The organism is Lacinutrix jangbogonensis (assembly GCF_000797445.1).
In the GTDB taxonomy this organism is placed as follows: domain Bacteria; phylum Bacteroidota; class Bacteroidia; order Flavobacteriales; family Flavobacteriaceae; genus Lacinutrix; species Lacinutrix jangbogonensis.
In genome coordinates this window covers 45297-67392 of sequence record NZ_JSWF01000020.1, presented here as the reverse complement: position 1 = coordinate 67392, position 22096 = coordinate 45297, and the positions used below count along the sequence as shown (strand labels likewise).

Annotated in this window: 17 protein-coding genes; 14 read left to right on the top strand and 3 right to left on the bottom strand. The window is 31.7% G+C overall.

What is annotated here, in order from left to right; genetic code table 11:
• The 6 genes from RH82_RS17710 to RH82_RS05355 all read left to right on the top strand — a co-directional run.
• Positions 1–2050, top strand: a 2050-nt coding sequence (locus RH82_RS17710) for a Calx-beta domain-containing protein (protein WP_052158227.1), incomplete at its 5' end; no start/stop codon positions are given.
• 217 nt (positions 2051–2267) lie between these two features.
• Entirely contained in the window at positions 2268–2759 is a 492-nt protein-coding gene (locus RH82_RS05375; RefSeq protein ID WP_034058805.1) for an RNA polymerase sigma factor, read from the top strand.
• The gene (locus RH82_RS05370; protein WP_034058802.1) at positions 2743–3399 is read left to right on the top strand and encodes a hypothetical protein; all 657 of its coding nucleotides are present in this window, start codon (positions 2743–2745) and stop codon (positions 3397–3399) included. The genes RH82_RS05375 and RH82_RS05370 overlap by 17 nt, the downstream gene beginning before the upstream one ends.
• 115 nt (positions 3400–3514) lie before the next feature.
• Positions 3515–3967, top strand: coding sequence for a hypothetical protein (locus tag RH82_RS18665; protein ID WP_034058801.1), 453 nt, complete (start codon positions 3515–3517; stop codon positions 3965–3967).
• Positions 3968–4075: 108 nt separating this feature from the next.
• Positions 4076–5476, top strand: a complete 1401-nt coding sequence (locus RH82_RS05360) for an alpha/beta hydrolase family protein (RefSeq protein ID WP_034058800.1) — start codon at positions 4076–4078, stop codon at positions 5474–5476.
• 401 nt (positions 5477–5877) lie between these two features.
• On the top strand, positions 5878–6645 hold the full coding sequence (locus RH82_RS05355) for a hypothetical protein (RefSeq protein WP_052158226.1): 768 nt from the start codon (positions 5878–5880) through the stop codon (positions 6643–6645).
• Between the two features lie 32 nt (positions 6646–6677).
• Here the strand turns inward: RH82_RS05355 and RH82_RS05350 are convergent, their stop codons facing one another.
• The gene (locus tag RH82_RS05350; RefSeq protein WP_034058799.1) at positions 6678–7388 is read right to left on the bottom strand and encodes a LytR/AlgR family response regulator transcription factor; all 711 of its coding nucleotides are present in this window, start codon (positions 7386–7388) and stop codon (positions 6678–6680) included.
• Positions 7385–8509, bottom strand: coding sequence for a sensor histidine kinase (locus RH82_RS05345; protein WP_034058798.1), 1125 nt, complete (start codon positions 8507–8509; stop codon positions 7385–7387). The genes RH82_RS05350 and RH82_RS05345 overlap by 4 nt, the downstream gene beginning before the upstream one ends.
• 213 nt (positions 8510–8722) lie before the next feature.
• Here RH82_RS05345 and RH82_RS05340 point away from each other — a divergent pair, with 213 nt between their 5' ends.
• The 8 genes from RH82_RS05340 to RH82_RS05305 all read left to right on the top strand — a co-directional run bounded on the left by RH82_RS05340 (position 8723) and on the right by RH82_RS05305 (position 21538).
• On the top strand, positions 8723–9985 hold the full coding sequence (locus tag RH82_RS05340; RefSeq protein WP_034058795.1) for a S41 family peptidase: 1263 nt from the start codon (positions 8723–8725) through the stop codon (positions 9983–9985).
• 1 nt (position 9986) lies between these two features.
• Positions 9987–11030, top strand: a complete 1044-nt coding sequence (locus RH82_RS05335; RefSeq protein ID WP_081979194.1) for a WD40 repeat domain-containing protein — start codon at positions 9987–9989, stop codon at positions 11028–11030.
• Positions 11031–11120: 90 nt separating this feature from the next.
• Complete coding sequence (locus RH82_RS05330; protein WP_162182447.1) at positions 11121–12347, top strand: alpha/beta hydrolase-fold protein; 1227 nt, start codon at positions 11121–11123, stop codon at positions 12345–12347.
• Between the two features lie 40 nt (positions 12348–12387).
• On the top strand, positions 12388–13506 hold the full coding sequence (locus RH82_RS05325) for an alpha/beta hydrolase-fold protein (protein WP_034058789.1): 1119 nt from the start codon (positions 12388–12390) through the stop codon (positions 13504–13506).
• 738 nt (positions 13507–14244) lie between these two features.
• Entirely contained in the window at positions 14245–16587 is a 2343-nt protein-coding gene (locus RH82_RS05320; RefSeq protein WP_034058787.1) for a TolC family protein, read from the top strand.
• A gap of 18 nt (positions 16588–16605) precedes the next feature.
• Entirely contained in the window at positions 16606–17691 is a 1086-nt protein-coding gene (locus RH82_RS05315; RefSeq protein WP_034058785.1) for an efflux RND transporter periplasmic adaptor subunit, read from the top strand.
• Positions 17692–17752: 61 nt separating this feature from the next.
• The gene (locus RH82_RS05310) at positions 17753–20860 is read left to right on the top strand and encodes an efflux RND transporter permease subunit (protein WP_034058783.1); all 3108 of its coding nucleotides are present in this window, start codon (positions 17753–17755) and stop codon (positions 20858–20860) included.
• A 3-nt stretch (positions 20861–20863) separates the two neighbouring features.
• Positions 20864–21538, top strand: a complete 675-nt coding sequence (locus RH82_RS05305) for a potassium channel family protein (protein WP_034058781.1) — start codon at positions 20864–20866, stop codon at positions 21536–21538.
• 13 nt (positions 21539–21551) lie between these two features.
• On the opposite strand, the gene RH82_RS18340 is transcribed toward RH82_RS05305, so the two are convergent.
• On the bottom strand, positions 21552–21704 hold the full coding sequence (locus RH82_RS18340) for a hypothetical protein (RefSeq protein WP_156112421.1): 153 nt from the start codon (positions 21702–21704) through the stop codon (positions 21552–21554).
• Between the last annotated feature and the right edge of the window lie 392 nt (positions 21705–22096).

Here is a 22096-nt window from a genome sequence, read left to right as displayed (position 1 = left end):
ACGCCACGTATCATCAGTTCCAGTAAGTATCGATAACCCAAGTTCAGTAGATACTGTAGTTTCAATTACTACTGTAGACAACTCAGCAACTGATCCAATCGATTATTCAAGTACTACAGTAACGGCAACGATTCCAAACGGACAAACGACTGTTAATGTATCGATTCCAATTACAGATGATACCACAGGCGAACCAACTGAAGACTTTACCGTAAACGGAACAGTTACAAGTGGAAACACAACTAATCCAAGTGATAGTGGAACAGTAACCATTACAGATAACGACACACCTGGAATGAGCTTAGGCGATGTAACCATAGCAGAAGATGGCGGAAGTGCATCAGTTCCTGTAAGTATCGATAATCCAAGTTCAGTAGATACTGTAGTTTCAATTACTACTGTAGACAACTCAGCAACCAATCCAAACGATTATTCAAGTACAACAGTAACGGCAACGATTCCAAACGGACAAACGACTGTTAATGTATCGATTCCAATTACAGATGATACCACAGGCGAACCAACTGAAGACTTTACCGTAAACGGAGCAGTAACAAGTGGAAACACAACTAATCCAAGTGATAGTGGAACAGTAACCATTACAGATAACGAGACACCTACAATGAGCGTAGGCGATGTAACCATCGCAGAAGATGGCGGAAGTGCATCAGTTCCTGTAAGTATCGATAATCCAAGTTCAGTAGATACTGTAGTTTCAATTACTACTGTAGACAACTCAGCAACCAATCCAAACGATTATTCAAGTACTACAGTAACGGCAACGATTCCAAACGGACAAACGACTGTTAATGTATCGATTCCAATTACAGATGATACCACAGGAGAACCAACCGAAGACTTTACCGTAAACGGAACAGTTACAATTGGCAACACAACTAATCCAAGTGATAGTGGAACAGTAACCATTACGGATAACGACACACCTGGAATGGGCGTAGGCGATGTAACCATAGCAGAAGATGGCGGAAGTGCATCAGTTCCTGTAAGTATCGATAATCCAAGTTCAGTAGATACTGTAGTTTCAATTACTACTGTAGACAACTCAGCAACCAATCCAAACGATTATTCAAGTACTACAGTAACGGCAACCATACCAGCAGGACATACAGTTGTAAATGTATTCATCCCAATTACCGATGACACCACAGTTGAACCTACTGAAAACTTTACAGTAACAGGAACGGTAGCTATTGGTAATACTTCAAATCCAAGTGATAGTGGAATTATAACTATTTTGGATAATGATGTACTACCTATAATTGTAAGTGCCAAAATTTATTTACAAGGCGCTTTCTTAAACCCAAATACTGGAGAAGAAAACTTAATGCGTGACGATTTACGGGTAGCAAATTTTTTACCTACAACAAGTCCTTACACAGATGTTTTAACTTGTGATAGTTCAGTATTTAATACTACAGGCACTAATGCTGTTGTAGATTGGGTATTTATAGAATTAAGAGCTGGGACTACAAATACAACTATTGTAGCTAGTCAGTCTGCTTTATTACTAAGAAATGGCGATATAGTTGCTGCAGATGGTTTTTCTAATCTAGAATTTGAACAACCAGTTGGAGATTATTTTATTTCAATAAACCACAGAAATCACTTAGGAATTATGAGTGCTTCAATAGTAAGTTTGTCTAGCGATATAACATCAGTAGATTTTACAGATGCTAATAATCAAATCTCTTATGGTACAAATGCTCAAACCACCGTTGGAATGCCCGTAAATAGAGTAGGACTGTGGGCAGGAGATGTAAATACAGATAAAACTGTTCAATATATTGGTGCCACTCCAGATTTACCAAGTATATTATCTCATGTATTAAATGATCCAGGAAACGTTTTAAATTTTCCAACATTTATGGTTTCAGGATATAATAATAATGATGTTAATATGAATGGAGAAACACAATATAGTGGTGCAACTCCAGAAACACCATTTATATTACAGAACGTATTATCGCATTCAGGAAACCTTTTGAATTTAAGTACATATCCAATAGAGGAGCAATTGCCGGAAAATTAAAAATTGAAAACAGTTTTATGACTTTTTTCGGTGTTTACTTTGATATTTTACAAAGTAAACACTAAAACGGTTATGAAGTTAGTTAATTTGAGCTATGCTTAAAAGCAAAAGTCTTTCTAAAGTTTATTCTATTCCATTAAATACTACTAAATAGAATATTTTTACTGAAGGTGTAATAATTATTAAAACTAGCCACTAACTAATAAAAACATAACTATTGAGCAGCGATTTTTATAACATATCTATTTTACCTTATGCAGGCATAATTATAAAGCTTTGCAGAGCTTACACCAATTCTCAAGAAGATTTTGAGGATTATTACCAGGAAGTCTGTTTACAAATTTGGCGTAGTAAAGATAATTTTCGCGAAGAATCTCAATGGAGCACGTGGATATATCGCATTTCATTAAACGTGTGTTTAACCTTACTCAAGAAAAAGAAAAAGAAAGGGCATTATTTTGTGTCTGATGCTTTACCTGCAGAAGAAACTGAAAATAATTATGTCTTTTCAGACGAATCTCTAAATCTATTATATGATGCTATTAGACAACTATCAGAAATTGACAGAGCCATTATTATGCTTTATTTAGAAGAAAAACCATACAAGGAAATCGCTGAAATTATAGGAACAAATACTAATAATATTGGTGTACGTGTTAAAAGAATTAAAATTAGATTAAAAAAAATATTAGATGGAAAAATCAATTGAAACTATCTGGAAGGAAGGCTTTCTTAAAAATGATGCATTAGTCGCACCTAAAATCAATGATCTGTACAACCAAAAATCAATTCATATCATTGATAAATTTAAGAGAATGTTTAAAATAAATTTGATTGCAATTGTAGCATTCTCGTTTATCTTTTTAATTATATCATTCTTTGTAGGCATCCCAATTACTGGTGCTATATTTTTTGTAATGCTTTCTGCACTTGTTATTATCAACAAGAGCTTATTAAAAGGTTTAGATAAAATAGATAAGGGTGTAAGCAGCTATCAATATCTAAAGGCCTTTAATCAATGGATAGAAAAGCAAGTAGCTATCAATAAAAGAGTATCAACATTTTTGTATCCAATTATATTTTTGTCAATGGTTATAGGCTTTTGGTTTAAAGATGCAGAAGGTATGTTTTTAGGAAAAAGGCTTGTAAATGAAGTCTTAATAGGTTTCCCAGATATTTACTTAATACAAGGAATTCCTTTAATTGCCATTATTGCAATAATGGTAATTATAGGTTTGTTAGCTTTTTTTGGAGGTAGAATTTACCAATGGGATTTAAATATTGTTTATGGAAGAGTCTTTAAAAAATTAGAAGAATTAATGGAAGATATAGAACGTTTAAGGAGTTAAATCACTTCCTGTAAAGCACATATATAAGGGCTTTCTATCTTTTATTAAAAAAAAAGTAAGTTTTACATGTAATAAATTTTGTTTTCTGCCACTAACCAAGAAAACATTAAAAATTATGACACTACTAGGCGCTTGCAACTTTTTTGAAAGATTAAAAAAAGAAACAACCAATACATCTGAAATTAAGCTTTACGTAAAATTCCTTGCTATTCTGAACAAACTAAAAGAGAGAACGTTTTCAAAAGAAGAAAATGAATTGATTGAAACGGAACTTAATCGTTTGCAATTAAATTCAAATCCTGAGAACAATAAAAAGCATATTAAGAAAGCTCTTAATGCATTCGAAAAGTATTTGAAAGACACCTTTTCGCTTACTACAGCGGGATATTACACCAAATTATATGGTGGTTTAGGATTATCATTCGGTTTACTATTTGGCGTTGCTATTTTTTCGAACCTAGAAGGTTCCTTAGGTATTTCTCTAGGTTTAATAGGTGGATGGGTAGTGGGCTCTATTATGGGCCGTAATAAAGAAGCTGAGGCTAAAGCTGCTGGAAACATTCTCTAATATAGCAGATTAGCAAACGCATAGTATTACCAAACTTTTAACCATATTTCAATAGCACTCAGCTAAAAAACTTAGCATTTAAACACTTACAATTAAAAATAAACAATCATGAGATTATATATTACAACAGCCATTTTTATTACATTTTTTATAATAAATGCCTTTTCACAAGACCTTTCTGGTGTTTGGCATGGTATCGCTAAAACGCCAGACAATAAAGAGATTACCTTTGTCTTTCTTTTTGAAAAAAACGAGAATATTTACACTACAACAATGGCTGTACCAACTTATAATGTTGAAGGGATTAAACCAAAGTCAACATCATTGATAGAAGGGAAGCTAATTATTGATGCATCTGACTTAGGTATGAAATATGAAGGTGTTTGGAATGAAACTAAAAATCTATTCGAAGGTAATTATACTGAAGGTAATATTAAACTCGTTTTAAATTTAAAAATAGGGAATCCAACAATAGCAAAGATTGTTAGAAGTCAAGAACCTGTAAAACCATATCCTTATTACGAAGAAGATGTCACTTTTAATAATGCAAAAGCGGATGTTTCACTTTCAGGAACGTTTACAAGACCGACGAAAAAAGGTAAATACCCAGTAGTTATTTTAATAAGCGGAAGCGGGAGACATGACAGAAATGGAAGTGCAGCAACACACAGACCGTTTTTAGTGCTTTCAGATTATCTTACGCGAAATAACATAGCTGTATTGCGTTATGACGATAGAGGTTTTGGCGAATCTACAGGTGATTTTAATAAAGCTACAACAGCAGATTTCGCACAAGATGTATTAAGTGCAATTGACTATTTAAAAACGCGAAGTGATATAGACACTAAGAAGATTGGGTTAATAGGACATAGCGAAGGAGGCATTATTGCGCCACTAACTGCGAATCAAACTGATGATGTTGCATTTGCAGTTATTTTGGCTGGAACAGGTATTCAAGGTAATGAAGTGGCACTTATGCAAACAAAAACCATGCGCCCATTTCCTGTAGCTGATGAAGTCGCTTTTGAGCAGAATGTTAGAAAATCTCATGACATTATTTTATCTAATAAAAATAGTGATGAAATAAGGAGTGAATTATTAGCACACAACACGACCTTTTTAACACCAATTTTAAAAGCATTAGGAGCGTCGGATGCCAATATTTCAAAATTTATTATAAATGAAACCGAGTCGAGTTTAAAACCATGGACCAGATATTTTTTGGGTTATAATCCTTCCCATGAAATTGAAAAATTGCAAATCCCTGTATTGTCATTAAATGGGAGTAAGGATCAGCAAGTAGATGCAACAATCAATCAAGATGCCATTCGTGCGGCTCTAATAAAAGGCAAAAACGAAAACTACAAAGTATTGGAATTGGAGAACATAAATCACATGTTTCAAGAATGCAAAACAGGAAGCATTAAGGAGTATAAAGATATTGAACAGACCATGTCTCCCGTAGTGCTAGAAATAATTTCAAATTGGATTGTAGAGGTAACAAAATGATGTTTGATAGTATATTAATTATGAATTTATTTGAACAGATATCAAATTAAAAAAGGTACTTATCGCCCGCTTTAAATAATATATTTTTAGTGTTATAAATCAAGTTTAGATTGTAATAATAAATAGTTAGTTATCGTTTAGTTTTTAAATATAAATCACCAGCAACACAGTCATAAAAAAAAATAATATAAATCGCTTTATTAATTTTTGTCTCAACTTACGTAATAGCTCAGGAGTCTAAAGATTCAGTGCGCCAAAATGCAGTACAGAGTATCAAAGAAAAGTTCCCGGAAACTCGACTTTTAAACTTTATATATAACCAAAGTCTGGATAGGAAGTTTAGTTCAGAATTATTTGACCGATATTTTTAAGAAGGAGATATAAAAAATCAGCGCAACTTTGTGGCTTCAGCGAATATCCCAGCTTATAAAACGAAAAAATGGAGTTTTACTGCTTCACTGTTTTATCAATTTAGAGCATTTGAGTTCGAAAACATTGTAAACCCTTCATCAATGCCATTTTTTGAGCGCAATGACACGGTCAATTTTCATAATTTTTCCGGAGCTTTGAGTTCAACATACTTTTCAGTTCTATTTAATAAACCGGTGATTTTTAATGCATCAATTATTGCAGATGCTAATGAAGAGAACTTTGGACGTTTTAAAGGACTCCTTGGTTTTGCTTTTATTTTAAAAAAGACAGAACGAACCACAATGACTTTGGGGGCTATTGCGTTTATTGACCCAACAAGCCAAATACCATTTTCTCCAACATTTAGCTATAATCATCGCTTTAAAAATTCGAAATGGGAGTTAGATTTTATCTTGCCACAACGGGTATTAGTCCGACGACGAGTAGGAGAAAACAGTAGATTATCATTTGGGAGTTCAATTGGAATAACCGAGTTTTATATAGATGTAAATGATCAATCTTATGGAAACGCATTTGCATATAGCCAGATAGAACTAAAAACGGGTATCATCTTTGAGCACCGCTTTAATGATTATTTCATAGGAACGTTTCGAGGAGGTATACAAAACTTTGTAAGCAACCAATCAACAGAAAAAGGAGAGTCAACAAAAGATTTTATTTACGATAACGAACAAGATGCAGCGGGATATTTTCAAATGGGAATTTCGATGGATCCATTTGCCAAAAAGAAAAAATAAATATTACTTAAACGATTATTTCATAATAGAAATTAGGAGTTAAAAAGTGTGTTTATATTTCCTTTATAAGTTTGTCCAATAGGTATTTTATGCTCATTAATTAGGATTCTATTAGCTGCAATCTGTTTGATTTTATTTTTGGCTACAATAAAGGATTTATGGGTTCTTATAAAATCTGCTTTTGGAAGTAAATTCTCGAAATCTGAAATTTTTTGATGACTAACAATCGTGTCATTCTTTAAATACACTTTGCTATAGTGTCCATAAGCTTCTATAAATAATAGATCATCAAAATGGATTTGATGGTGCTTTTTGTCTCCTTTTAAAAAAAAGCTATTCGCTTTTTTTTCAGTTTTAACAGTTGAGACTGTTGCTATGCTTTTCTTGCTTTCTGTAGTATCAATTGTTTTATTAATAGCTTTTATAAAGCGTTCAAAGCTAAACGGTTTTAGTAAATAATCAGAAATGTTAAGCTCGTAACCTTCTAATGCAAATTCCTTGTATGCTGTAGTAACAATAATTTTTGGAGGATTGGATACTGTTTTTATAAACTCGATACCAGATAATTTTGGCATATTAATATCAAGAAAAAGTAAGTCGACAGTATTTTTGCTTAAAAATTGCATGGCTTCAAAAGCATTGTAACAATTGCCTTTTTTTTCTAAATGCGGTAAATTTTTGCAATATTTTTCAATAATACGATGCGCAATGGGTTCATCATCTACAATTAAATAATGGATCATTTCGTTTCAATTTTAAGTGATAATTTATAAATATCCGCTTTAACTTCAATATTAATGTTATGATTTTTAGGATATAACAATTTTAAACGTTGTTTTAAATTTTCAAGCCCAATACCAATAGTATTATTAGTATCTAATGTTCCGAAATTGTTTTCAATATCAAAGTAAATCATGCCATCTTCCGCTTTTAAATTCATATGAATATAGGCATCTTCTGTTAAACGTTCTACACCATGTTTAAAAGCATTTTCTAAAGGAATGATAAATAACAATGGTGCGATTTCACAATCTGATTCGTAGGAATGGTTAAATGTAATATCAACTGTTTTATGATATCTTATTTTATGTAATTCAATGTAGTTTTTTAAATATTCAATTTCATCTTTTAATGGTACAAAATCTTCTTTTCCCATATAAATGGTATAACGCATCATGTCCGACAGTTTTAAAACAACATTAGGTGCATCATCAGATTTCTCTACAGTTAAACCATATAAATTATTTAGCGTATTGAAAAAAAAGTGTGGGTTTATTTGGCTTTTTAGTAATGCTAATTCTGCTTTAGATTTTTTGAACTCAACTGTTTTCAACCATTTCCATTGCTGATAAAGCCAGCTGAATAACAGTACAAAAAAGGGTGCTGTCAATATTATTTTGATCTCTTTTTCATGTTGTAAATAGCTGTTTATGTCATTAATATAAACTCTTATATAAAGGAAATAACTTAAAGCTAAAATATAAAATCCAATAATAAACAAAGCGTATTTCTTGAAGTATGAAGGCGCTATTATTGAGAAAAAACTCAATCCTATGCTTATTAATCCAACAAACGTTAATGGATTATCAACCATTTTGGAATCAATATCATTTATAATGACAATTATAAAAAGAGCAATCAATGCAACCAGTTTTATGCTTGTGCTTTTGTGTTGCTTTAGAAAAGGGAAATAGTGAATTGGCAACGAAATCATTAACCAACCAAAAATAAAACTCAAGACGTTTGCTAATACTTCTGAATTGTCGATAAGAATTAAATCAGAGTATGATAAAACAAAGACTACTATTCGGAAGATTAAAAGTCCGTATATAAATGCTTTATATTTTTTTAGAAATGCCATCATGAGTCAAAACTAATGATAATTACCATTTGTAAGTAACAAAATACACCAATTCGCTTAAAAGCAACACAAACACTATTTTTTTATACTTCAAATGCATTCGAGTGCAGGTATCAATTGTTTGAGGTAAATACTTCTGGTTAGGTGAAAAATACTTTATAGGTTTTCAGTTTCCTCATACGTTTGTTGAAAATAATAACTATAAACTTATATATTATGAAAACCTATTTTAAAATCATGCTCTTAGCAGTATCATTACTAACAATACACAATGGTGCTGCTCAAGAGAAAAGCGCTAAAAACATATTAACAGCGAAAGAGAAAAATACTATTGTATCCTCAATACAAACACATTTAAATACGTCTTACGTTAATTTGGAGCTATCGTATAAAATGATAGCTGATTTAAAAACCAATTTAGAATCTAATAAGTATGATGCTATAATCGATCCTTTAGAATTTTCTAAAGCCTTAACCAAAGATTTACAAAGTATTAGTAAAGACTTGCATCTTAAAGTAAGATTTGAACCTAAGCGTATTGCTCAAAAAAAACGAGTAATTTCTGATGAGATGCAACTAAAAATGGAAAAGAGAATGGCTATGCAAATGGCAGAAATAAATTTCGGTTTTACGGAAACAAAAATTCTAAAAGGTAATATTGGTTATTTAAACCTACGTCTTTTTGCAGATACTAAATATGCCGAGGAAGCAGCAACTGCGGCCATGACTTTTTTAAGCAATACTAATGCAATCATTATCGATTTACGCACCAATGGAGGAGGAGTTCCAAGTATGATGCAATTATTGTCTAGTTATTTCTTAGATAAAACTCCTGTTTTATTAAGTGATTTCTATGAACGTCAAACCGGTGAAAAAACGCAGTTGTATTCGTTTGCAACTGTTGATGGAAAGAGAAGTACAAACAAAAAGGTTTACATTTTAACAAGTAGGAATACATTTTCGGCTGCAGAAGCATTTACGTATACGCTTAAGCATTTAGACAAAGCTATTGTAGTTGGTGAAGTCACTAAAGGAGGAGCAAATAGAACAAAGCGATTGAATATAAATGATGAATTCACAATTTCTGTTCCTTATATTGAAACAATACATCCTATTACTAAAACCAATTGGGAGGGAAAAGGAGTGCAACCAAACATTATAACAACAGAAAAAGATGCTTTTGTAACTGCTTATATAAATGCTATTAATTCAACTGTAAAGAGAAATAAACAAGGTGTATTAAACAAAATAGGCTATACGTTCCTCCAAGAAAAATTAGTTGATAATGCTATATTAGTATTTCAAGAAAACGTGAAATTATTTCCAAACGAAGCTAATTCTTGGGACAGTTTAGGTGAAGCATATTTTATAAAGCGTGATAAAAAAAAGGCATTAGGAGCCTATAAAAAAGCAATAGAATTAGATCCAAGTTCAACGTCTGCTAAAAAAATGATTCAGAAATTAGAAAACATCCAATAGCATGAAGAAAAAAGTAGTATTGATCATAATAATACTGATCATCGGTTTGTTGTTTTTAATGGGGACGCAAGTGTTTGTTCAAACCAATTTGGTAAAAGGAAATCAAATACAGCTTAAAAGCACATTTACAAAACATTCAAGCGATGTATGGGAAGTAAAATTCAGCCCTAATGATTCATTGATGGTAAGCGGAGGTATTGAAAAAAATACAATGATTTGGTCAAGAATAACTGGAGAGGTTTTACATAATTTACCGCATGAAATTGGAACGCCAGCGGTTGATTTTAGTCCAAATGGAAAGCAAGTTGCAACTGGATCTTATGATGGTAACGTAAGAGTTTGGGATGTAACATCTGGAAAATTGCTAAACGTTTTTGAGGAGAATGAAGGTACTATTTGGTCTGTAGATTTTAGCCCAAATGGCAAATTAATTGCTGCAGGTGGAGATGATGATAATGTGTCGGTTTGGAATATTGAAACGGGTAAAATAATGTATAACTTTAAAGATGCTGAACATAATATTTGGGAAGTGGTTTTCAATCCTACTGGTGAGTTATTACTATCTTCTGGCAGTGATAATGCTATTAGAGTTTACGATGTGGAAACAGGAAAGTTATTGAAGACCATTTTAGGACATTCTATGGTTCCTTTAGCAATGGATTTTAGCCCAGACGGAAAATTATTAGCGAGTGCTGGTGATGATAAAACAGTAAAAATTTGGGATACTTCAAACTGGAATTTATTACACAGTTTAAAAGGAGAGAATCAAGCCATTCATTCCGTTATATTTATAGACAATAATAGAGTGTTGGCGGGAGGAACTGATAAAACAATGGTAGGAGAATTATTCGAGTATCATTTTAAGTTTAAAGGCGCAGTAGAACCTATTGTAGCCACGTTATGGGATGTGCAAAATGAAACAATTCTACAAACACTTTCGGGTCACACAGATGATATTGGTTTAGGAATGGATGTTAGTTCAGATGGGAAATTACTAGCAACACCAAGCAAGGATAAAACAGTTAAAATTTGGAAAATCAATTAATAAATAGCGCTGCCTTCGGTCAGCGTTATTTATTTTATCCAAAGACTGTATACGTTAAATAAATGATAAATTAAATAAGATAAGATTAAAGTGAGTAACAAATTTCTATTTTCGAATGCAATCAAAACATCAAAAATAAAAAAAGCACTTTTAATAGTTTGTTCTTTAGTGATATCCTTTGTATCTGCACAAACTAAAGGAGCTCTAGTTCCTATTGGAATCAACTATACAATCAACTCTAAAATTTTAAAACAAGATAGAGAGATACAAATTTATGTACCAGAAGATTATCATCAATCAAACGAAAAATGTCCAGTTATTTATGTTTTCGACAGTCAGAAGTTTTTCCTAAATGCCATTGCGTATCAACAAAATTTGCGATTCAATGATGAATCTCCAGGTTTTATTGTAGTAGGAATAAAAACGATAAATACTGAAAGATCAAAATTATACAATACCAAATCTTTAAAGTTTAGTAACTTCTTAGAAAACGAACTTATTCCTTTTATAGATGGCAACTACAGAACATTAAAATCAGAACGCGTGTTTTTTGGTTGGGAAAGAGCTGCTGCTTTTGGTGTTGAAGTATTGGCGTCGAAACCGAATTTGTTTAAAGCCTATTTTATAGCAAGCCCTACTTTTTTAACTGCAAAACGCATGGCCGATATAGGAATCCTTTTAGACAAATCGACTGTTCTAAATAATTATCTATACTTCACTTTAGCCGAAGTAGAAGCTTGGTCGCTTTCTAGTACGAATAATTTGGCTGAATTATTAAATAAGAAGGCCAGGAATAAGCTTAAATGGAAGTATGATTTATTCAAGGATGAAAATCATTATACTACAACTATTGCAACCATGAATAATGGTTTAAAATCTATTTTTAGAGATTATGCGCCCATTCGCTATTATAGCATAAAAGAATTTAGAAATGTGGGCGGAGTAAAAGGGTTAAATAAATTATTCCAAAATAGAGGAGAACGCTACCAAATGTCTAAAGCCGTTCATAGTGATACCAAAAGGGACTTGTTTTTATTGGCAGTTAGAGAAAATGATTTTTTAGTGTTTACAGAATTAGAAAAAGAATTCCCATCCTTCTTAACTTCTTTTTCTAGAGATGTAATGTTCGAAAGGTTTGGACAATTTTATGTTGAAAATAAAGCGTACGAGAGTGCTATTAGTTATTATAAATTTGGATTACAAACGAATCCAAATTCTACTAGACTGCATAATAGACTAGGAGAAGCCTATAAACCTGCTGGAAAAATAAAAGAGTCTAATAAGGCTTTTAAGAAAGCATTACAAGAGACGCATTAAAACGTATACATAATTTTTAACTTTGTTTAAAACCGGTAAAATGAAAAAAATATTTTTTACATGTTGTTTACTAATAACATTTGCAATTTCTTCTCAAACTCAAGGAGATCCAATTACTATTGGAACCAATTATACAATCAATTCTACAATTTTAGATCAAGATAGAGAGGTACAAATATATCTTCCAGATAGTTATGGAACATCTAAAGAAAAATATCCTGTATTATATATATTAGATGGACAACGCTTTTTTACGAATGGAGTTTCGATTCAAAAATCTTCACAAGCGCCACTCGACATTCCAGAAATGATAGTTGTTGGTATTAATAGCAGTCGGGAATTACGACGTGCTTTATTTGGAAATGGCGATAAGTTTACTTCTTTTATTAAAAATGAAGTCATATCATTTGTAGATTTCAAATATAGAACCAATAAAGAGCGTGTAATTTTTGGATGGGAAGCGGCAGCTTATTATATAAGTGAAATGATATTAGAAGAAAAAGACTTGTTTTCTGGAGCGATTATAACAGATGGAGGTTTTGCTTCTGAAGAAACTGTAAAAGGATTTAATTCTGATAAGGATATTTATTTGTATATGGCTAACTCAAAAAAAGACATTTATTACGTTTCTTCTTCGGATGATTTTAGTGCTATATTAAAAAAGAACAATCCAAAAAACTTACGATGGAAATATGAGCTTTTTAATGATGAATTTCATCAAACGCTACCAAATATAGCTATGTACAAAGGGATCAAATATTATTACCATAATTTCCCATCCTTGATTTTTGAGAATATTACAGCCTATATTAATGCAGGTGAAATACCCTATTTAGAATCTTATTTTAAAGAAAGAGCAAAACGTTTTGGAGGAGAAAGTAAGATTGATAATGCAACTAAAGACAGGTTGATATGGTTAGCAGAGAATCATGATAATTTCAAGTACTTTAGCTTTTTTATGGAAGAGTTTAAAGACGTGCTATCAACTAAAAGATATGCATCTGCATATTGGCAAAACAGATTTGGGCAGTTTTATCTAAAATATAAAGATTACAAAAATGCGATTAAGTTTTTTGAAATAGGGATAAAAAAATATCCAAATACTCAATTTGACGAACTTATGAAAAAAGGATTGAAAGACGCTCAAAAGCATAATTAATTTTTTACGACAACCGTTTATAATTTAAACAGTGAAAAAGCACCATATAGTAACAGCACATATTACAATGGGATTACACCAGCACCAAGTAAAAATTAACAAAGTGTTTGCTTAACAGCATCCAAAATATCCACAAATTGATGGTGGGACAAAAAAGATATTGCAAAAAACCGTTGGGAAGCCCTAATTGAATGTGGACAATTTACGATGTGTTACTAGCTAATGGATTATATCTTAAAGTTAAAAAGCAGATCCAGACTATATAACTACAGACTTTACCGGAATAGATAAACTTTACTCAGCTTTGCAAACTGACTGGAAACCTTTTAATAAAAAACCATTGTGGTTGGTAGAGAAGTTAAAGGAATAGATTAAATTAGTCTAGTATTAGTTGTATTATAATGTTCCGCCTTAAATAACCTCACTTTTCTAAAAGCGAAAATTAAGTTTATATATTTTCTTTTTTCTGAAAATTTTTCTTTAAAATATATGATATTACTTTTTACTCCAAGCTATTATGTGCGTTGAGAGTTGTTTGTCAAAATTCACAATAATACTTTTTCAATAAAAATAAGAGATGAGTTATATTGTATTCTTGAATTCATAATTTTTGTATATTGAAACTACACTGTATATTTGTTTTCCTAATGTGAAAATTGAAGAAACCAGAAAAGGGTTCATTTTTTTATACACATTATTTGGAGACCATTTAAAACCAAATAAAAAACTAACCAATCAATGAAAAAAAATATCACAATATTATTGCTAATGGTCACACTATTGGCTTTTTCTCAAACGAAGAAAAACTATAATATTGGTGTTCTTCTTGATTATCAAACACCAAGATCAGAGTTGCTACTTTTTGCATTGCAAAACGAGATAAAGGCTGTTGTTGGAGAAGATGCTATCATTAGTTTCTCTGAAGATAATTTATTAGTTAACTCTTTTAATTTAGAAAAAGCAAAGGCAAATTATAATGCACTGTTAAATAGTAATACAGATATTATTCTTGCTTTTGGTTTAATAAACAATGCCGTTATTTCAAATTTAAAGACTCACCAAAAGCCTACCATATTATTTGGAGCAATTAACGAAGATTTTAATTATTTTGAAGCAGAGAAAAGTACTTCTAGAATCTCTAATTTCACATACTTAATTACGCATCAGTCTTTTAAGAGAGATTTAAAGGCCTTAAAGGAACTCACGAATTTCACTAAAGTAGGCATTGCTATAGAGGAAGGTTTAATTGCTTTTTTACCTTTTAAGACTATTTTCGATGCTGAAACAGAAGCATTAGGTGTTAGTTATAAAATAATCCCTTATAATAACTGCGAGGATATTACTAACAATATTACCAGTGATATTGATGCCTTTTATTTAGCGAGTGGTTTTTTTCTTAATGAAAATGAAATCGCTAAAATCTCTGCTAAGTTAATCAAAGAAAAAACGCCATCTTTTACAAACACTTCTGTAGATCATGTAAAAAAGGGTTTAATGGCGACAAACAATTCTGAAGATAATATAGAGCTGTTTTTTAGACGTATTGCACTTAATATAGAATCTTATGTTAATGGACAAAATCTTTCTGAATCACCAGTATTTATAAATTATGACGATAAACTTACTGTAAATTATAATACAGCAAAAAGTGTTGGTATGCCTATAAAATATAGTTTAATAGGGAACACCAATTTTGTAGGTGATTTTGTGAATATTCTTTCTGAAAAAAAATACAACCTGCTAGATGTAATGAAAACTGTAATAGGTGAAAATTTAAGTTTACAGTCAAGTAAAAAAGAAATTGCATTAAGTGAACAGGATGTAAAAACATCTAAGAGTAATTATTATCCTAGCGTAATTGCAAGTGCAAGTGGTACTTATGTAGATCCAAATTTGGCAGAAGTATCATTTGGTAACGCTCCAGAGTTTTCAACTAAAGGAGTTATTAGTTTAGAGCAAACTTTATTTTCAGAATCGACAAATGCTAATATTACCATTCAAAAAGAATTATTAAAAGCGCAACAGGAAGTATATAACACAGATAAATTGGATGCCGTTTTTGAGGTATCAAACGTCTACTTTAATGCATTGATTTTAAAAGCAAATTTGAAAATTCAAAGCAAGAACTTGAATCTTACTAAGAAGAATTTACAGATTGCAAAACAAAATTACGAAGCTGGACAATCTGGAAAATCTGATGTTTTAAGATTTACAAGTGAAGCAGCTCAAAACAAGCAAACCTTAGTAGAGGCAATAAACCAACTTGAACAAACTTTTTTTATTTTAAATCAATTACTTAATAACCCAATTGATTATGAAATTGATGTAAACGAAGCAGAATTAGGAGAAGGCATATTAAAAAAATATAACTACCAACAAATACGAGACCTTATAGATGACCCAAAATTACGTAAAACCTTTGTTGAATATTTGCAGAAGATTGCTAAAGAAAATGCACCAGAGATAAAATCATTAAATTATAATTTGATTGCTAACAAGCGAAGTATAAAACTCAACGGTTCTGGTCGTTTTTTGCCAACCCTAGCTTTACAAGCACAGTATAATAATGAATTTAATAGAAGTGGAAAAGGGACCGCTTTTAATTCCCCAAACTTTCCTTCAAATGATTATTATGCTGGAATAAGCTTGTCATTGCCGATCTTTAATAGAACACAAACTACTATTAATAAACAAATAGCGACCATACAACAAGATCAACTTTCAATTAATAAGGACAGCGCAGAACGGGCTATAGAAGTTAATGTTAATACTGCGGTATTGGATCTGATCAATCAAATTGCCAATATTGAAATATCTGAAATATCTGAGAAAGCAGCTAAAGAAAGTTTGGAGCTTACACAGGTGTCTTACTCTAATGGAGCCGTTAATATTGTACAGTTATTAGATGCTCAAAATAATTATTTGTCTTCACAACAGGCTCAAATAACTGCGGTATATAGCTATTTATTGAGTTCTATTCAATTAGAAAGGTATATTAGTTATTACTTCTTGTTACATTCAACAGAAGAAAATGCAGCTTTTATAGAAGGGTTTAACCAATATTTAGAAAATAGAAACTAACACATAACCATTTTTAAAATGAAAAATACAACAGTAACATTTGGACTTCTTTTAATTACCGTTTTCTTTATGTCTTGTGCCGAAGAAAAGAAGCAGCAGAAGGCACCTTTACGTCCAGTATCTTATCAAGAAGTTGGTTTTTTGGGTGGGAATTCTTCTCGTACCTTTAGTGGGACAGCTAATACAGATAAGGTTATAAATTTAAGTTTCAGAAATAATGGAATTATTACTGAGTTTAATTTAAAAATTGGCCAAATCGTAAAAAAAGGACAATTACTCGCAAAGTTAGATAACGTACAATCTCGTCTTAATTATGAAAATTCATTGTCTTCACTAAACAGTGCGAAGTCACAAATGAATACAGCAAAATTAAGTCTAAATCGTGTGCGTTCACTTTATGAAAAAGGGAGCACATCTTTAAGTGATTATGAAGATGCGAAGAACCAGTATAGAACTGCTGTTGATACTTTCGAATCGGCAAAGCGTAGTGTTTCTATTCAACAAGAACAAATTAATTATGGTTATATATATGCATCGGAAAATGGAGTTATTGCCGCTGTTAATGCCGAGATTGATGAAAATGTAAGATCAGGTCAGAATATAGCAGTTTTACATGCTGGTAAAGATATGGAGATCGCTTTGGGAATTCCAGAAAACACAATTAATCAAGTAAATAAAAACATGCCTGTAGTGATACATATGTCATCGCTTAAAGATAAAGCATTTGATGGTGTAATAACTGAAGTTTCCCCATCCATAGACCAAAATACATCTACATATCCAGTGCGTGTAAAAATAACAAATCCATCACAAAATATAAAATCTGGAATGGCTGCTAATGTCACTTTTGAGTTTGGTAAAAAACAGACTGACAATAAAACATTGGTGGTTCCTGCAAAATCTGTAGGTGAAGATGCTAATGGGAATTTTGTTTTTTTAATTGAAATATCAGGAGATAAAACAATTGCTAAAAAGCAACCAATAAAAGTTGGTAAATTAACCTCTGAAGGTTTTGCTGTGATAGAAGGGGTCTCTGCAGGTCAAAAAATAGCGATAGCAGGTTTACAAACCTTACTTGACGGACAAGAAGTGAAGTTACAGTAGTTCTAAATAATTAAAATTGCTTGCCTAATTTTTAGGCTATAATAACATCAACTATCAAACTATGAATCTTACTAAGTTCTCTATAGAAAAAAACAGAATCACTTATATGGCTCTGACTACTATAATGCTATTAGGTGTTTTTCTTTACCAATCGTTACCTAGAGATAGTATGCCACCAATAACTATTCGGGTTGCAACTATTGTATCTCAATTCCCAGGAGCTGGACCAGAGCGTGTTGAGGAATTGGTTACTGATAAAATTGAAAAAGTAGTTCAAGAAATCCCAGAACTAAAAGAAGTGACCAGTACCTCTAGAACAGGTTTGTCTGTCATTAACGTTACACTTAAAGATGAAGTTACACCAGAAAAATTGCAAAGTGTTTGGGATAGGTTACGTCGTAAATTAGATGTGATTGAAGGCTTGCCAGCAAACGTAAAACCAAATTTAGACGATGAAGGTATTGGTGATGTGTATGGTATTGTTTTAGGTATTACAAGTGATGGTTTTTCGTATGCAGAAATGAAAGAATACGTAGATGACATTAAAGACGATTTAATAAAACTAGATGCTGCCGCTAAAGTTGAAATAGGAGGTGAACAAGATGAACGTGTTTTTGTAGAGTTTGATGATTCTAGGTTAAAGGAATATGGGCTTTCAGCTCAAAAATTAAGTGGTATTATTTCGGCACAAAATATATTAAGTTCTGGAGGGCAAATTAATGTTGAAGATGAGCGTATCATTTTAGAACCGACGGGAAATTTTGATACCCTTTCAGATATTGGAGACATGCTTATTCCTGTTGGAGATAGCGGTCAATTGGTCTATTTAAAAGATATTACTACCATAGAAAAAGGATACATTTCTCCTGCAACACAAAAGGTACTTGTTAATGGTATGGATGCTATAAGTTTGCATATATCGCTAAAAGATAATGCTAATATTATTGCTTTGGGAGAAGAAGTAAATAGTGTAAAACAAAAATGGGAAGCATTATTACCGGTTGGTTTGGAACTTCGTTCCTTATCATCTATGGATATTTATATAGAAGATAAGGTTAGCGCATTCATGGTGAATCTTATGCAGTCTGTAATCATCGTATTGGTCGTTATGCTGTTGTTTCTGGGTTTTAGAACTGGATTAATTATTACTAGTTTAATTCCAATCGTTATTGTAACAACATTTATGGTTATGGGGATTATGAATATTGGAATTAATCAAGTGTCTTTGGCAGCACTTATCATGGCATTAGGAATGATGGTAGATAATGGGATTGTGGTTGCCGAAACTATCGTTGTAAAACTAGAAGAGGGCATCGGTAGAAAAGAAGCAGCCATTCAAGCGTGTTCTGAGTTATTTACTCCACTTCTAATTTCAACATTAACTACTGCCGTTGCATTCATGGCATTTTATTTAGCAGAATCGGCAATGGGAGACATTGTGGGTCCTATTTTTCTTGTCATAACTATAGCGCTAGTGTCTTCTTGGCTTATATCACTTACTATAATTACGTTACTGTCGTATTTATTTATGAAAGCTAAACCTAAAGACGCTAAAATAAGTCTCATTGATAAAGCTATTGAATGGTTAAAAGGCTATTATAAAGATTTTATTTTAATAGCATTACGTCATAAAGTAAAGACAATGCTGTTTATAATGGTCATGTTTATAGTGGCCCTATTTGGTTTTACAAAAATTGAATTTTTATTCTTTCCAGATAGTGATAGGAATATGATTACGGTAGATATTAATTTACCATTAGGAACAAAAATTGAACGGACAACTCAAGTTGTAGCAGATATTGAGGTTTTTATAGCGAAAACATTACAAACATCTAATACAAAAAAGGAAGGGATTGATAATTGGTCTTCCTATATTGGTAAGGGCCCAGAGTCATACGATCAAGGGTATTCTCAAGATGAAGCCAATTCAAGTTACGCCCATATTTTGGTAAACACTTCTCATTTTAAGGCTAATCAGGATATGATTAATCAATTAGATGCATTTTGCTTTGATAGTTTTCCAAATGCCGAGATAAAGATTGGTGCATTAGCTGGTGGAGGTGGTGGAACACCTATAGAAATTAAAGTAACTGGTCATAGCCCAGATGAGCTTTCTGTAATTGCTGAACAAGTAAAATTAAAGCTAACTAGCATTTCAGGTACTAAGAACGTTAAAGATGATTGGGGACCGAAAACAAAAAAATTTATAATAGATATTAACCAGATTAGAGCTCAAACAGCAGGTGTTTCAAGTCAAGATATTGCAACTTCATTGCAAACCGTGTTAGATGGTTTTATTACAGGTGAATTTAGAGAAGACGATAAATCGATTCCTATTGTGATGCGAAGTGATAAAAGTCAGGAACAAACACTTGAATCTATTGAAACGCTAACCATTTTTTCACAAACTACGGGTAAAAATGTACCACTACTGCAGGTGGCATCTATAAAGCCTGTTTGGCAATATGCAAAGATAAAACGTTTGGATATTAACCGAACCGTCACCATTTCAAGTGAGTTGCGTGAAAATGGAAATGCCTCTATAATAACCGCTGAAATTGTACCATGGCTAAACGAACAGGCTACAAACTGGAACTCTGGTTACAGTTATAAACTTGGTGGTGATGCAGAGAATACAGCTGATAACATGGGAGCTGTGCTTAAATACTTGCCTCTTTGTGGTTTTATAATTATGTTGTTATTAATTATACAATTTAACTCGTTCAGGAAAATGATAATGGTGTATTGTACCATTCCTTTAGCAATTATTGGTGTTGTTATTGGTTTACTTGTTTTTAAGGAACCTTTCGGTTTTATGCCTTTTTTAGGAGTAATAGCATTGGCAGGAATTATTATTAACAATGCAATTGTATTAATTGATAGAATGGAGATTGAACAAAACGTGTTGAAGAGAAAAGAAGAAGACTCTGTAATTACAGCTTGTTTACAGCGGTTTAGACCCATTTTGTTAGCTACATTTACAACCGTTTTAGGGTTAATTCCTTTGTATTTAACTGGAGGAGAAATGTGGCAAGGTATGGCAGTTTCCATTATGGTAGGTTTGCTTTTTGGTACCGTGATTACGCTGTTTTTTATTCCTACATTTTATAGTTTACTTTTTAAGCTAAACTATAAAGGTTATGAGTTTAATAACGATTTATTAGACTAAAGGATGCTAGAAAAACTAAATAAATATAGATTAGGCATTTTCTTTGTTAGTCAAATGATAATTCTATTTGGTTCGCTTTTAATCCCTTCAGAGTTTCTAGAGAGTGTAATTATATCGTTGTTTTTCCTAATAAATATATTGGCTGGTATTGTTTTAGTTTCAAAAAACAAAAGATTAATCTATTTGTTTTTTGGGCTTTTTATTTTATTGATTATAGACTCTATTTTTAGGTTAGATCACAAGTATTCTTATTTTAATTACTTTAAAATGGGTGGGTATTTTATATTTTATAGTATTGTAACCATTCAAATTATTAAACAAGTTTGGGAAGCGAAAATCGTTGATAGATCTGTTATTTTCGGTTTAATTAGTGGTTATATCTCTTTAGGTTTAATTGGTTTTTTTATTTGTTTAGCTGTAGAACTTACCAACCCAGGTTCTTTTCAAGGCGTAAGAAGCGTTGTCGCTAATGCAGATGTTTTAACAGAACGCTTACTGTATTTTAGTTACATTACCCTAATGACTATTGGTTATGGAGACATCACACCTAAAACTCCAATAGCACAGAAAGCAACTATTCTAATCGGATTAGTTGGTCAAATTTATTTAGTAGTTTTAACTGCTATTGTGGTAGGGAAATATATAAATCAATCTTTACAGACCAATGAAAAAAAATGAGAAAGGGATGTGATTATCCTTTTATTGTTTTCATTACAACTTGAAGTAGTGTAATCAAGTCTTGTGTTCTTAGTATTATTAGAAAGCATTCAAAATTCTTTTTCTGCTGAACAAAATACAATACATCTATACAAGTTGTTTGGTAGTTTCTTGTACTTATCGGCATAGAGTTATGTTCTTTATAAAGAGGGCTTTAAAAGAGTATGTAGTGCAGTTTAAAGGTAAGGTTTGTCGTAAAATATAAATGTATTTGTTGTAGTAGCAATATCTAACGGTATTGAAAATTATGAACCTCTATAGTAATAAAAGGTAGGGTAAAGACTAAAGGTCTTAAAACACTCAAAATTAATACAGTCTACTTTTAAAATGAGCAAATATTATTCTTATGGCTACTACCGGTGATGGTATCGCTTTACGTTTATTGTAATGTATAATCAAATTTTTTATAAACCCTCAAGGGCTTGAAAATAAAAAATTCTTTTTTTTGAAATAGAGATAAATACAGAAAGTTATAACGAATCAAAGCTGTTTTTAAAACAAAAAAGACCTAAGCGTTTA

Excerpts from the sequence above, each read along its gene's own strand:
- RH82_RS05370 (WP_034058802.1), top strand. The coding sequence starts at position 2,743 with ATGGAAAAATCAATTGAAACTATCTGGAAGGAAGGCTTTCTTAAAAAT.
- RH82_RS18665 (WP_034058801.1), top strand. The coding sequence starts at position 3,515 with ATGACACTACTAGGCGCTTGCAACTTTTTTGAAAGATTAAAAAAAGAA.
- RH82_RS05360 (WP_034058800.1), top strand. The coding sequence starts at position 4,076 with ATGAGATTATATATTACAACAGCCATTTTTATTACATTTTTTATAATA.
- RH82_RS05350 (WP_034058799.1), bottom strand. The coding sequence starts at position 7,388 with ATGATCCATTATTTAATTGTAGATGATGAACCCATTGCGCATCGTATT.
- RH82_RS05345 (WP_034058798.1), bottom strand. The coding sequence starts at position 8,509 with ATGATGGCATTTCTAAAAAAATATAAAGCATTTATATACGGACTTTTA.
- RH82_RS05340 (WP_034058795.1), top strand. The coding sequence starts at position 8,723 with ATGAAAACCTATTTTAAAATCATGCTCTTAGCAGTATCATTACTAACA.
- RH82_RS05335 (WP_081979194.1), top strand. The coding sequence starts at position 9,987 with ATGAAGAAAAAAGTAGTATTGATCATAATAATACTGATCATCGGTTTG.
- RH82_RS05325 (WP_034058789.1), top strand. The coding sequence starts at position 12,388 with ATGAAAAAAATATTTTTTACATGTTGTTTACTAATAACATTTGCAATT.
- RH82_RS05320 (WP_034058787.1), top strand. The coding sequence starts at position 14,245 with ATGAAAAAAAATATCACAATATTATTGCTAATGGTCACACTATTGGCT.
- RH82_RS05315 (WP_034058785.1), top strand. The coding sequence starts at position 16,606 with ATGAAAAATACAACAGTAACATTTGGACTTCTTTTAATTACCGTTTTC.
- RH82_RS05310 (WP_034058783.1), top strand. The coding sequence starts at position 17,753 with ATGAATCTTACTAAGTTCTCTATAGAAAAAAACAGAATCACTTATATG.
- RH82_RS05305 (WP_034058781.1), top strand. The coding sequence starts at position 20,864 with ATGCTAGAAAAACTAAATAAATATAGATTAGGCATTTTCTTTGTTAGT.
- RH82_RS18340 (WP_156112421.1), bottom strand. The coding sequence starts at position 21,704 with ATGCCGATAAGTACAAGAAACTACCAAACAACTTGTATAGATGTATTG.